Below are 13,502 nucleotides of genomic sequence, written 5' to 3'. Positions count from 1 at the left end.
CAACAGGAGCCGATATACCGGGTGACATGCGCAGGCATGCTGTCAAGCAGCAATGCGTGTGTCGCGGCGGCACAAAAGTTCTGCACGGACAAAGGCATGACGCAACTTCATTCGGTCGACCGCGTTCGCGACGGCGTGGCGTTGAAAGATCCGCGTGAAATCGACTTCATGTGCGGAAAGCCAAGCCCGAAACCGGCGGCTCACCTGCCGCCGCCGCAGCCGCCTCAGCCGGCTCCGCAACCCGCATCCCGGCCACAGGTGCTGTTGCAAGGTAATGCGCATTTTGCGACCGACAGCGCGGCACTGACCGTAACGGCCCGTCGCGCGCTTGATCAGTTTTTGGGCGTGAATGGCGGTGTCGAGTTTCGCCGGGTGACCGTCACCGGCTACACCGATTCGACCGGTTCCGTCCCGCATAACCAACGCCTGTCCGAAGCGCGCGCGCGTTCGGTAATCAGCTATCTGCGCATCGGCGGCTTGCAGGCCCAACAGTTCATTGCCGAAGGCAGAGGAGCCGCAGATCCGGTTGCAACCAACAGCACTGCAGAAGGACGCGCACAAAACCGCCGAGTCGAAATTCGACTCGCGACGGAGTAAGTCCGGCAAGCGTCAGCGTTGCTCCGGCAAGGCCAATGCTTTTGCCGACGCCGGACTACGACCGAACTGAACGCGCACGCACCTGCATATTGCACGTGCGTTCAATTTCAACAGCGCATACGGCCGCATTGATTGCGTCGCCGTTTCCACGCGAAATAGAAGTATCCAGCACAAGGATTAGTAGTGAGCATTTCTACCAATGCAATGACGAGGGCTGTAAAGCGGCCGTCGCGTCCGACGATCGACAGCGTAACGGACAGTGTTCCGCCGTACACCGGCGTCGTGCCCAAGGGCGGTCTGACCAATGATTCGCGTCCGAAGATGAGCGGGCGCGGCGATGCAGGTTCGACGATCCACATCCTGGTGGACGGCCGGGAGGTCGGCACCGTAGTAGTTGCAGCGAACGGTACGTGGAACTTTACGTTGCCGAAGGCGTTGGCGGACGGGGAATACCGCTTGACCGTACGCGCGAGCAACGACGCGGGTTTGAGTGTGCCGTCGACGTCATATGGGATCCAGGTGGACACCACGCCGCCGTCGCAACCGAAGGTCGAGACGGCGACGGACGGGAAGCAGCCGGTCGTGTCGGGACGCTCGGAAGCCTATTCGAAGGTGACCGTCTACGAAGGCACGAAGGTATTGGGTACGGTAACGACCAACGAGGATGGGACGTGGTCGTTCCAGCTGCCGTCCGGCCTGTCCGGCGGCAAGCATGTGCTGACCGTGACGGCGATGGATCCAGCGGGAAACACGAGCATTGCATCGGCGGCATATGAGGTGACGGTCGAGGCAGTAACCTCGCCGGCGCCGACGCCGGTCGCGACGGCGATCCTGGACAATCTCGGGCGAGATAGCGGCAGTTCCAATGCCGACCGTGTGACTAACGACGGGACGGCCGGACGTTTGTTGAGCGGCCGCTTGTCCGCGACGTTGCCCGCCGGGCAGAAAGTCCAGGTTTCGACGGACGGCGGCAAGACGTGGCAAGACGCGCTGATGAAGTCGGACGGTACCTGGGTGGCGATCGATCCGAACGCGCACGCCGGAAAGTGGACCGTGCAGACGCGTGTAGTCAATGCAGATGGCATGTCGGGACCGCTCAAGGCGTATGACGTGGAGCTGGATACGACTGCGCCCGGCGCGCCGGCATCGGCGACACGCTCGGGGAACGTGATAGACGTATCGCTGGCCGGCAAAGGGATGTCGGCGGGCGACATGGTCAACGTGATGATCGGCGATCATCGGATCGCTTACACGCTCACGGCAGCGGATATTGCTGCCGGACGCGTGAAGGTAGCAATTCCCGCGAACATTGCCGCGACGATCGACGAGCACGCTAGCTACGGCGTGGCGCTGGTAGATGGCAGCGGGAATATTTCGGATTACCTGGTCACGCGATACGTGGAGGTCACTGCGGGAGCGGGTTCACACGCGGGCATTGATTTCAAGGTTGTCGACTTCAACAGCGAGAAGCCGCGCGACCTGGGCGCCAGTGGGATACCGGTCAATTTCGGTACTTTTTCGTTGTCGCTCGATCCAACCATCAAAGACCAAGGCATCCGGCAAGCCGGTGGGAGTCCCGTCGCGGGGAAAATCAAGCCCGAAGTGGGCGAAACAGGACTGTTGATCGCTGCCAACAAGGCGAAATTTTTCCTTAATGACGGAGCGCACGCCCAGGCATTGACCATCGACATAGGCATCAACTCGTCGAACTACTGGAATTACGCAATCGATTTTCTCGATGAAACAGGATCCCTGGTTTATCGGTATTTCCTCACCAAAGATGGTTCGAAGGTGGCCGCGGGCGAAATCAATTCGTACCATATCGTGATGCCCAATGACCTCGAGTTTTCGTCGTTTATATTGAGCGTGAGTGGTGGAGGCCCATATGTGCCTGCCGAGGGGTCGGGGTTCTGGATCGACAATATCGGTTTCTCCGGCGGAAGCTTCAGCACAATCGCGCCTGATGTTGATGTGACGTTCAACGGCGAGAAACCGCGCGACCTGGGCGCCAGTGGAATACCGATCAATTTCGGTGCTTTTTCGTTGTCGCTCGATCCAACCATCAAAGACCAAGGTATCCGGCAGGCCGGTGGGAGTCCCATTGCGGGAAAAATCAAGCCCGAAGTCGGCGAAACGGGGTTGTTGATCTCTGCTAACAAGGCGAAATTTTTCCTTAACGATGGGGCGCATGCCCAGGGTTTGAAAATCGACATAGGCATCACCTCCTCGATCTACTGGAATTATGCAATCGATTTTCTTGATGACTCAGGATCGCTGGTTTATCGGCATTTCCTCACCAAAGATGGTTCCAAGGTGGCCGCAGGCGAAATCAATTCGTACCATATTGTGCTACCCAATGACCTCGAGTTTTCGTCATTTATATTCAGCATGAGTGGTGGAGGCCCATATCTGCCTGCCGAGGGGCCGGGATTCTGGATCGACAATATCGGTTTCTCCGGCGGAAGCTTCGCCAAATCGAAATGGGAAACGACCACCGAAATCGTGCCGCCCGCAGACGTGCAGCATGTGTCTGACATCGCTGATGGTGCTTACTACGGCGCCGCTGATGGCAGCGAATTTCAAGTCGATCACGTTTCCTACTTCTCTGGCGGGAACAGCGGCATTCACGGCGGCGCCGGCACGGATACACTGAAGCTCACGGGCGCGGGCCAAGTGCTGGATCTGTCGAAGCTGATTAATGTCGACGGTCACGACAAGATTTCGTCCATCGAGATCATCGACATTACCGGTACGGGCAACAACACGCTGAAGCTGTCGATGAGCGACGTGCTGGAATTGGGTCACAAGGATCTGTTCCTTGTCGACGGCCACACGCAACTAATGGTGAACGGAAATTCCGGCGACCGCGTCGACTTGTCCGACATGAGCGGGCTGGAAGCGGGGGGCTGGACGAAAGAGGGGACGGTGGCGGTCAACGGATCAGCCTACGTCGTCTATGAAAACACTGCGTTGAACGTCGAACTGCTGGTGCAATCCACCGTGACAACGCAACTCGTCTAAACCTGGCCGATTGCATTGCATGGCGCAAACATGTGCCATGCGATGCGTCGTAGTTTCCCGTTTTGATTCGATTTCGCATTGAGCGCGCCGTCCGTCGTCCGAAACGATGACTGACGGCGCGGCTCAGACCGCGCGAAATAGCGGCGAAGCGAGCCCGAGGGGCTAACGGTTCGCGATACGAATCCGATTCCGATGTGACGCATATGAATCCCGATATGCCGTCCCTCTCAAATTCAACGTTTTTTTAGAACATCACGTCCGTACGAACACGGGCGGCATTCGACTTGAATCGTCGAGCACTCGCTTGATGATCGATGCTATGAGCACCCAAACCTTCTATAGCAATATCACGCATGACAGCAATGCAGCTCTGCCCGAAACGATCGGACGCGACAGTCTGCTGGATGCCGTTTCCTGGATCTGCGACTACTACGGACACGGCCGTACTCGCGACGCGTTGACGGCAGGACTGGCTATGTCCGCATCATTGACGCCATCGCTTGCACTGGAGCTGCTCGCCCAAGCGGGATTGAGTGCGAAGCTGGTAGAGCGGAAATTGTCGCAATTGCCCGAGCATCTTCTTCCCGTCGTTCTGCTGCGGAAAAACAGCGACGCGTGCGTTTTGCTCGGTCGAAGCGCCGGTCCGTCCGGACTGAAAGACCCGCGCATCGTCTACCGGGTGATGACGCCTGAATTCGGCACGGGTCCGGTCGAATGTCGGGAAGATGAACTCGGCGACACCTATTCGGGCTACGCGATCCTCGTCAAGCCGCTCGCGAAGTCCGACAGCCGCGGCGGCGAACCGCTCGGCGAACCGGCAGGCCACTGGTTGCTCCGCACGCTTTGGCACTACCGCAACTACTATGCGAGCGCCGCGCTGGGCGCTTTCCTCATCAACGTGCTCGGCCTCGCAAGCGTGTTCTTCACGATGAACGTGTACGACCGCGTCGTGCCGAACCAGGCATACGCGACGCTCTGGTCGCTCGCGATCGGTGTCGCGCTCGCGATGCTGATGGAGGCGGTTTCGCGTCACGTGCGCGCGCACGTGCTCGACACGGCTGGCAAGAAGGCCGATCTCGTGCTCGGCAGCCTGCTGTTCAGGCAGGCGCTCGCGATCCGGATGGAGCGCCGGCCGGCGTCGGCCGGCTCGTTCGCCCATCGCCTGCGCGAGTTCGAATCGGTGCGCGACTTCGCGACGTCCGCGACACTTTCCGCGATCTCCGACTTGCCGTTCGTGCTGCTGTTCGTCGGCGTGATCTTCGCGGTTGCCGGGCCGCTCGGCTGGATCCCGCTGCTGATGATCCCGCTCATCGTCGGAATCGGCCTGCTCGTGCAGTGGCCGCTCGCGCGTGCGATGCGCGAGAACCTTCGGGAAGCGTCGCTCAAGCAAGGCGTACTCATCGAATCGATCGAGGGGCTCGAAACGCTGAAGGCGGTCGGCGGTGAGGGCGCGATGCGGCATCGCTGGGACACATTCAGCGCGAAGGCGGCGGCGGCGTCGATGAAGTCGCGTCAGCTTTCGAGCCTCTCGACGAGTATCGTGACGGGTCTCCAGCAACTGCAGACCGTCGTAATCGTAGTCGCGGGCGTCTACCTGATCGGGGCTGGCACGCTCACGCAAGGCGCGCTGATCGGCGCGGTGATGCTTGCCGGCCGAGCGACCGCACCCCTCGGGCAGATCATGGCGCTGGCATTGCGCTTTCAGCAGGCGAAAGCCGCGCTGCAATCGCTGAACGAACTGATGGCGATGCCGCTGGATCACGACGCCGCGCACGAATACCTTGCCCGGCCGCCGCTGACCGGCCACGTGAAGCTCGACAACGTGTCGTTTGCCTATCCGTCGGCGGCCGCGCAGAACCCGTCGGTACTGCAGGGCCTGTCGGTCGAAATAGGCGCGGGTGAACGCGTCGCGATACTCGGCCGGGTCGGCAGCGGGAAATCGACGCTGCTGCGATTGATCGCTCGCCTGTATCGGCCGACCGATGGAAAGGTGCTTGCCGACGGCCTCGATGCCGAGCAAATCGCGCCCGCAGACTGGCGTAATACGTTCGGCTATGTAAGTCAGGACAGCCGCCTTTTCTACGGCTCGCTGCGCGAGAACGTGACGCTCGGGCGGCCCGACGCAACCACGGACGAGCTGGTCCGGGCGTTGCAATTGACGGGGCTGGGCGAGCTGGTCGCGCGACATCCGCTTGGCGTCAACCTGCCGGTCGGCGAAAACGGCAGCGAACTGTCGGGCGGCCAGCGGCAGCTTGTTGCGCTCGCACGCAGTCTGATCGCGCGTCCGCGCGCGTTGCTGCTGGACGAGCCGACGAGCGCGATGGACACGCAAACGGAGACGCTCTTCATCGAACACCTGCGGCAAGCGACGGTCGGTCAGACGCTTGTGGTCGTAACGCACCGCACCTCGATGCTCGCACTCGTCGATCGCATCGTGATCGTCGATCACGGGAAAGTCGTCATGGACGGGCCGAAGGCTCGCGTGCTCGCCGAATTGTCGGGGCAGTCGACGCCGGACCGACGGCGCACGCCAAATGAACCGGAGCCTGCACGCGGCCGTTTTGCCCGAATGACCGAGCGGGCCGGGCATCTCGCCGGCACGGAGGGCGAATCCGCGACCGCGGATACGGACGCCACGGAGGCATGACGATGAAAGTTGGAGCGATGTTGCGGCGGCGCAAGACCGAGCCGCGATTGCTGGTACAGGACGCGGCTTTCATGAACGACATTCGTGAGGCGCTCTTGGTGCGTTCGTCGGCCGGTGCTCAGTCCGTGCTGTACGTCGTTGCCGCCGTGCTCGGTATCGGGTTGGCATGGGCGCACTTCGCGCGTGTCGAAGAAGTTACGCGCGGGGACGCGACCGTGGTGTCTCAGAGTCGGGAGCAGGTCATACAGAGCCTGGAAGGCGGGATCGTCGAGCGAATCGCCGTACGCGAGGGCGATCTCGTCGAGAAAGGGCAGTTGTTGGCCAAGATCGATCCGACCCGCGCGCAATCGAGTTATCGCGAATTGCGGTCAAAGGCAGTCGGCCTGAAGGCGACTGTCGCTCGGCTGCGCGCCGAGGCATACGGCATTCCGCTCGCGTTTCCCTACGAAGTTGCGCGGGAACCGGATCTTGTCCGGCAAGAGACGGCGGCCTATCGTGCTCGTCGGCGGGCGCTCGACGAAAGCGTCGCTGCGTTGACGCAGAGCCGGACGCTCGTGTCGCGCGAGCTTGCGATGTCGGAGCCGCTCGCGGCGAAAGGCTTGATCTCGGAGGTCGAAATCTTGCGCATGCGGCGACAGGCGGCCGATATCGACGCTCAAATCGTCGAGCGCAGGAGTCGCTATCGGGCAGATGCCGGCGCGGAGCTGACGCGACTGGAGCCGGAACTCGCGCAAACGAGCGAATCGCTCGTCGGTCGCGCCGACGTCCTGGAGCGCACCGACATCGTCGCAGTAAGCCGCGGTGTCGTGAAGAACCTGCGGATCCACACGCCGGGCGCGATCGTGCAACCGGGCGAACACATTATGGAAATCGCGCCGGTCGACGACACGCTTCTGGTCGAAACGCGCATCAAGCCCTCCGATGTCGCGTTCCTGCGTCCCGGAATGCCGGCGCTGGTGAAAGTCAGTGCGTACGATTTCGCGATCTACGGTGGACTTCATGGGCGCGTCGTCAGCGTGGGGCCGGACACGGTGAAAGACGAACAACGCGCGGCCACAGGGCGGCCGGACGCGACGTACTACCGGCTGATGGTCGAGACCGACACGAACGCGCTGCACATCGCGGGCAAGCGCTTGCCGATACTTCCAGGGATGCAGGCAACGGTCGATATCCGTACCGGCGAAAAGACAGTGCTCGACTATTTGTTGAAGCCGATATTCAAAGTTCGCGAAGCGTTCCGGGAGCGTTGAACATGAGTGATCGTCGAAATCTTGCACGCGCCCGCGTCGAGTTTGCGCGCCGGCGCGTGCCGGTGTCGGCTGTAGTCGCACTCGCGATACCGATCGCCGCGATCGCATGGCAACCGGCCAGGGCAGCCGACATGCCGCCGGTCATCTTGACGCCGGCGAGCCCAACGACAACCCACGCGCCGCTGCGCGATATGCCGGAGGAAGCCGGTCAGGGAGAAACGCCTGCCGTTCCCGGCCCGCAGATCCCGGCCACGGGAGCGCGATCCTTCGCTACCGAGGCTCAGTTACGGCAGTTGCTCTATGCCGCTGCCCAAGCGGCTATGGACGTCAGTCCGCAGGTGCGCGGGCTGTATGCGGAGTATCAGGCCGCTCAGTCGGACGTCAGCCAGGCGAAGGCGGCCCGCTGGCCCCAACTTCAACTCAACGGCCGGACGCGTTCGATGCAGTTCGGTTCGAATGCAGGCAATGGATATGATCCGGGCAACTCGATCAGTGCAGACCTCACGACGACGCTGTTTGACTGGGGGCGCAACGCGAAGCAGATCGCGAGCCGCAGAGAGCTCGCGAATGCGAATCAGGAGCGCTACATCGCGCAAATGGAGGACTCCGCGTATCAGGTGTCGACCACGCTCGCGGAACTCGCGAAACAACGCAATATCGCAGCGCTCAGTCAGCAGTTCGTCGATCGGATGACTCAGCTGGTCGGCATGCTCGCGGCTATCGTTGCGACCGATCGCGGCCGTGCCAGCGAGCTGACGCAGGCAGAGGCGCACCTGCTACAGGCGCAGGCGAGTCGAGATGCCGCGCTTGCCAAATGCCGCGACGCCGAGCTGAATTTGCGCAAGCTGGTGGGACAGCAGCCCGTGCCGACGCCCGCGACGTCGACCTGGCCGCTCAAACCGGCCAATCTCGAGCGCCTGATGGCAGCGCTCGACAACAATCCGCGACTTCAGCAGGCGCGCGCGGAGGCTGCGGCTGCCGATATGAATCGCGACGCGGTGCGCGCGTCAAGAAAACCGCAACTGAACTGGGTCGTCAGCGCCAGTACGGGGCATGACGTGCAGGGGCGCAGGATGCCATGGCAAACAATGCTGACGTTGAGCTGGAACGCGTTCACGGGCGGTGCTGCGACTGCCGCGACCGACGCCGCGGCATTCAGGGCGCTGGCCGGGTGGCGCCAGGTCGAGCAAACGCGTCTCGATCTCGAGTATCAAGTGCGAACTGCGGACGAGGACGCCCGGTCGTTTGGCGCACGCGCGAACCAGTACCGTGCTCTGTCGGTGGAGTCGGATCGGGTGCGCAAGGCGTTTTTCGATCAGTGGTATCACCTTGGACGGCGCACGCTGCTCGACGTGCTGATTGCGGAGAGCGATTACTACAACAATCGGGTGAGCGAAGTGGCCTATCGATTCGATGGCTACGTCGCTACGCTGCGCGGCTACGCATCGGCAGGCTTGCTCGTCCAGTGGCTTCGGGAAGGTTAGCGTGTGCCGCTCACGCGAGCGCGACGATAGATGCAGACAAGCGCAACGGAGAAAGCAATGAGAATTCACTCGACTGTGGATTGGTTCACCCCACCTGCGCCGCGGCCAGCCTCCTATTTGCCGCCACCGTATGGAGGCCGGCGCGGTGCCGTCCTTGCATTCGTGCGATCGGCCGAAGCCGAGATTCATTTGGCGACGGGGGTGTCAACGCCCAGCAGTAAGCGGTTCGGCATGAAACGGCGCGTGTGGCGGGCAGTGGACTTCGGGCATGACAATCTCGCATGGAGCCGCTCGCGCACACGACACGGTGGTGGCCGGATCGCACTCACTGCGGTGTGCAGTGCGCTGTTCGGTGCGGCAATTGCCGTATGGTTTGGCACGAGCCTGCCGGATGCCGTGGCGCTGTCGAAAAAGGCGGCTTTTTCGAGCGCGCTACCGGGCGGTCAGGGAGCTGGAGTGGTACACGGAGATCGTGCAGACACCCTGGCACTGCGCGCATCGGGCGAAGTGGCTGTCGCCGGCGCGCACACGGATTCGAACGAGCAGCATACTCGAACGGGGAAGTTGCTGGCGTCGGAGCCGTTGCGTCAAGCTGGTGTCCGGGAGCAACGGGAGTCAGGTCGGTCTGTTGTGCTTCCGGACGATCGGCGCCCGCGCGCGCATCAGCGGAAGGCGGCACCCGGCGAGAGCAAACGTGCGGTAGCGCGCCCGGTGCGTCCCGCGAGCGTGGCACTTGCCGTGCCAGCTCCCGAATCGGCGCACGAATGTGAAGGCGAGTGGCTGTGTGGGGAAAATTTGCAGGCGGCGAGGATCGAATTGGCGAACCACGAAGCGGCGCGCGGACGGCAGCAGGCGACACGCGGATATTCGCCGGGCAATGCGATTCACTTCAGGGAGCACACGCGCTTGACCGACTCGTAATTTGACCAGTGACGCGTGGGATCCCGCGAGCGACGATCACTGGCCGCGTTCGCACGGAACCGCTTCGATTTCGACCTTGGCGGCGTGGATTGACCAGCATGAGCGAGGTGGATCCCCGCAGCATCAACACGCGATCGAAACGCATATATACGCGTCGTGACGACGTGGCAATGTTGACTCGAACGTCGGGATCCTGCGGGCGTCGAGAAGATGAGCGCGAACGGCGGCGCCTTTGATCCCGATGCGCATTTCCAGTTACGCGGCCCCCCGGCCTTGTCGAGGGGTTGTCTTGCGCCACTTTCATGTGTCGTTTTAAATCAATGCATTCCTGTCTGACAGCCAGTCGCAGCGTGACCGGTTGAGCGCTTTCCGCACATACAGGCAGCGCACAGTTGCGCCGCATTGGCTCGATCAATACCCGGACGCGGCCCGGCGTTGCCGGGCCTCGCCAACGATTGTGTTACTTGACCGGTGTGAGCACCGGCGCCCCCTTATTCTTGATCAGGAACTTCTTCCGTACATCGGCACGCAATCTCGGCAAGGCCGAGGTTGCCGCAGGCGTGCGCCATCACGTTGCAGTGTCGATCGTCGGCTGCGACCGGATGCCGGAGAACGGTTATTTCCTGGCCAAGGTCGCGCAAGAGCAGGCCATCGACGCAGCGGGCGTGCCGTACACGATCGTGCGTGCCACGCAGTTCATGGAATTCATTGGCGGCATCGCGGATTTCAGCACGCGAGACGGCACGGTCCGCATCGGCGACGGCCTGTTTCAACCGATCGCTGCAGAAGACGTGTCGGCACTCGTCGCTCAGGCTGCGCTCGCCGGGCCGCAGAACGGCACGGTCGAGATCGCAGGTCCGGATCGCGCACCGTTCGCGGAGATCGTTGCACGGTATCTGAAGTCGGTCGGCGATACGCGTACGGTGGTGACCGATCGCGACGCCCGCTACTACGGCGGCCGCGTTGAGGCGCAATCGCTGGTGCCGCTCGGGCCGGCGCGGCTGGGTCGCATCGGTCTCGACCGGTGGCTCGCGGCAAGCTGATTTCCGTTCGCACGTGAAGCTGTTCGCCGGCGCATGCCGGCGAAGGGCAATCGGAGTGAGCGGCATGTCTGGGGAAGCGGAAATGAATCAATCGGATACAGCGGAGCACGGCGTTCGGCGCGAGCTGGCCCGTCGTGCCGATGCACTGTCGGCGAGCTTCGGCGCCAGCTACGCGGGCATCCTTGCATTCGTCGCGGTGGCGAGCGAGGGCAGTTTTACCAAAGCCGCCGAGCTGCTCGGCGTCGGCCGGCCGGCCGTGAGCCGGAACGTCCAGAAGCTCGAGGCGCAGCTGAGCACGAGGCTGTTCCAGCGGACCACCCGCATGACCGAGCTCACGTGCGAAGGTCAGCGGTTCTTCGAGAACTGCCACCAGGGCGTCGCGCAGATCGTCGAGGCCATGAACGACATGCTGGAGCTGCGGCAGGGGCCGCCGCGCGGCCTGATCCGTATCAGCTCAGCAGTGGGGTTTGGCCGGAAAATCGTTGCGCCGTTGCTGGAAAAGTTTGCGCAGGCGTACCCCGACATCGTCTTCGATCTGCTGCTCGACGACCGGCCGATCGACCTCGTATCGGAACGGATCGACGTGGCGTTTCGCAATGGCCGCATCGAAGACTCCAGCATCATTGCGCGGCAGCTGATTCCGATGCAGATGGCGCTTTGCGCGTCGCCGTCGTACGTGGCGAAGCACGGGCTCCCGGGGGGCCTTTGATTCCCGTGCGCTTTTCCGGTTAGGTGATCTTAAGCGCGGCAAAACTCCTGGCTGCGACCCCAAATATTTATCATGTTAAATCAGTATGTTGCTGATCCGTGGATCAACGGTGGGTCGAGTTCGGCCTAATACCCGGCGACAGGTATTCAATGCGTCGCTTCGCTTGAAACTGGCAACGCGGCCCGGGGTTGCCCGGCCGCGCAAGTGGCTACACTACTTCACCGGAGTGAGGACCGGCGCCCCCTTGTTCTTGATCAGGAACACGACGAATCTTGCCGGCTTCGTGCTGCTAGCGTTCCGTCCGACCGTGTGCACGTCTTCCGGGCCTTCATGGAACGTGTCGCCGGCGTGGAGCGTGACCGTCTTTCCACCGTTTAGGCCCATCACGATGCTGCCGTCGAGCACGTAGACGAATGCGTGTGCGTCGTGGCGATGGATGGGGTCGACGCTGCCGGGCGGATAATCCACGACGATCATCTCGACTTCCTTGCCCGGATACTCGGGCAACGGTTCCGTCGTCAGTTGCGTGACCTTGGCTTGCGGTGCGGCGACGACCAGCTGAACGGGCATCAGCAGCGACAACGCAAGCGGTGCAAGTGCGAGCACGATGCGTTTCATGTCGTTACTCCAGGTTGGCCTTGTCGAGCCCGAACATCGTGTCGAACGAGCCGGGCACGATGCGGAACGCGACGTTCAGCCGGTTCCAGCAGTTGATCGCACCCACGAGGACGGTGAGATCCGACAGTTCCTGCTCGGAATAATGGGCTCGCACGCGCTCGTAGAGATCGTCCGGCACGCCGTGCGACGAGAGATGCGTCAGCGCCTCGGTCCATTCGAGCGCGGCGCGCTCGCGCGGCGAAAACAGCGGCGACTCGCGCCAGATCGCAACGTGATGCACGCGCAGTTCGCGCTCGCCGTGGATCTTCGCCATCTTGATGTGCATGTCGACGCAGAACGCGCAGCCGTTGAGCTGCGACGCGCGAATCTCGACGAGCTCGCGGACCGGAACCTCGATCGCCGTCTTCTGAAGCAGCCCGTCGAGTTCGACGAGTTTCCTGGTCAGTTCCGGCGATTGCTGAAAATAATTGATACGTTGCGTCATGATCCGTTGTCCTGATTGGTTGAAGCTGCTCGAGTGGTCGTGAGCATGGCGATGCATCGCACGACCTGCCTGGCAACCATCGTAATCGCGGGTCCCGCGGGCGGGTAGGGCCGGGAACGTGCGCACTATGTTGCCGCTTCGGCACCAATCACGCCGACACGGCGACGACACTGCAGATTCCCTGCCGTGCCATCTTCGAATAGGGACACAGGCGCTCCGTGTCGCGAACGAGACGCTCCGCGACCTGCCGGTCCACGCCCGGCATGCGGATGGTGATGTTGGCCGTCAGCGCATAGCCGCCATCAACCGGATCGCGACCGAACGCCACTTCGACGGCGACTGTCGTTTCCCGGATGTCGATCCGATCGCGTTGCGCGATCAGGCTTAGCGCGCCGTGAAAGCAGGCGGCGTAGCCGGCGGCGAGAAGCTGTTCGGGGTTGGTCCCGCCGCCCGGCCCGCCGAGTTCGGTCGGCAATCGCAGATCGAGGGCGAGACAGCCGTCATCGGATCGTGCGACGCCCGATGCGCGGCCATGACCGGACTGGCCACCGGAGACGGTGACCGTGGTCGTGTAGAGCGCGGCGAATTCTCGCCCGCGGTATTTGTCGAGCAGTGTCAACGGCGGAGGTTGCAACCTCTCGTTCTCCATATGCCTCCCGGTTGCTTGTATTGATCGACGCGAGTGTTCCGAGCCCTGCGTATCGGGGCGGCGCGTCGTTTCCCGAAGC

Annotated in this window: 9 protein-coding genes and 2 pseudogenes; 8 read left to right on the top strand and 3 right to left on the bottom strand. The window is 62.4% G+C overall.

Annotated features, from left to right (window positions below):
- The first annotated feature begins 96 nt into the window (after window positions 1-96).
- From WK25_RS16045 to WK25_RS16015, 8 genes and pseudogenes are all read left to right on the top strand, one after another.
- A complete protein-coding gene (locus tag WK25_RS16045; RefSeq protein WP_315854879.1) occupies window positions 97-597 on the top strand; it encodes an OmpA family protein in 501 nt (166 codons plus the stop codon).
- Between the two features lie 183 nt (window positions 598-780).
- A complete protein-coding gene (locus WK25_RS31290) occupies window positions 781-3,618 on the top strand; it encodes an Ig-like domain-containing protein (protein WP_156789048.1) in 2,838 nt (945 codons plus the stop codon).
- Between the two features lie 319 nt (window positions 3,619-3,937).
- Window positions 3,938-6,265 carry a type I secretion system permease/ATPase gene (locus WK25_RS16035; RefSeq protein WP_083253046.1) on the top strand — a complete coding sequence of 776 codons (2,328 nt, stop codon included), beginning with the start codon at window positions 3,938-3,940 and terminating at the stop codon, window positions 6,263-6,265.
- A 2-nt stretch (window positions 6,266-6,267) separates the two neighbouring features.
- The gene (locus tag WK25_RS16030) at window positions 6,268-7,515 is read left to right on the top strand and encodes an HlyD family type I secretion periplasmic adaptor subunit (protein ID WP_413169626.1); all 1,248 of its coding nucleotides are present in this window, start codon (window positions 6,268-6,270) and stop codon (window positions 7,513-7,515) included.
- 2 nt (window positions 7,516-7,517) lie between these two features.
- A complete protein-coding gene (locus tag WK25_RS16025; protein WP_083253032.1) occupies window positions 7,518-8,999 on the top strand; it encodes a TolC family protein in 1,482 nt (493 codons plus the stop codon).
- 201 nt (window positions 9,000-9,200) lie between these two features.
- On the top strand, window positions 9,201-9,920 hold the full coding sequence (locus tag WK25_RS31285) for a hypothetical protein (RefSeq protein WP_167432654.1): 720 nt from the start codon (window positions 9,201-9,203) through the stop codon (window positions 9,918-9,920).
- A gap of 500 nt (window positions 9,921-10,420) precedes the next feature.
- Window positions 10,421-10,963: pseudogene (locus WK25_RS16020) on the top strand (SDR family oxidoreductase); the annotation flags it as partial.
- Window positions 10,964-11,045: 82 nt separating this feature from the next.
- Window positions 11,046-11,660 (top strand): annotated as a pseudogene (locus WK25_RS16015) (LysR family transcriptional regulator); the annotation flags it as partial.
- 225 nt (window positions 11,661-11,885) lie between these two features.
- Here WK25_RS16015 and WK25_RS16010 read toward each other — a convergent pair.
- From WK25_RS16010 to WK25_RS16000, 3 genes are all read right to left on the bottom strand, one after another.
- Window positions 11,886-12,290 (bottom strand): cupin domain-containing protein, encoded by a 405-nt coding sequence (locus WK25_RS16010; RefSeq protein ID WP_069242080.1) that lies wholly within the window; start codon window positions 12,288-12,290, stop codon window positions 11,886-11,888.
- A 4-nt stretch (window positions 12,291-12,294) separates the two neighbouring features.
- Complete coding sequence (locus WK25_RS16005) at window positions 12,295-12,774, bottom strand: carboxymuconolactone decarboxylase family protein (RefSeq protein ID WP_069242079.1); 480 nt, start codon at window positions 12,772-12,774, stop codon at window positions 12,295-12,297.
- A gap of 148 nt (window positions 12,775-12,922) precedes the next feature.
- Window positions 12,923-13,423, bottom strand: coding sequence for an Ohr family peroxiredoxin (locus WK25_RS16000; protein WP_069242078.1), 501 nt, complete (start codon window positions 13,421-13,423; stop codon window positions 12,923-12,925).
- Window positions 13,424-13,502 lie beyond the last annotated feature (79 nt).

The sequence above is a fragment of the Burkholderia latens genome (assembly GCF_001718795.1).
GTDB lineage: Bacteria > Pseudomonadota > Gammaproteobacteria > Burkholderiales > Burkholderiaceae > Burkholderia > Burkholderia latens_A.
Note: the sequence above shows the minus strand (reverse complement) of the source record. Positions and strands in the feature narration are given on the sequence as shown.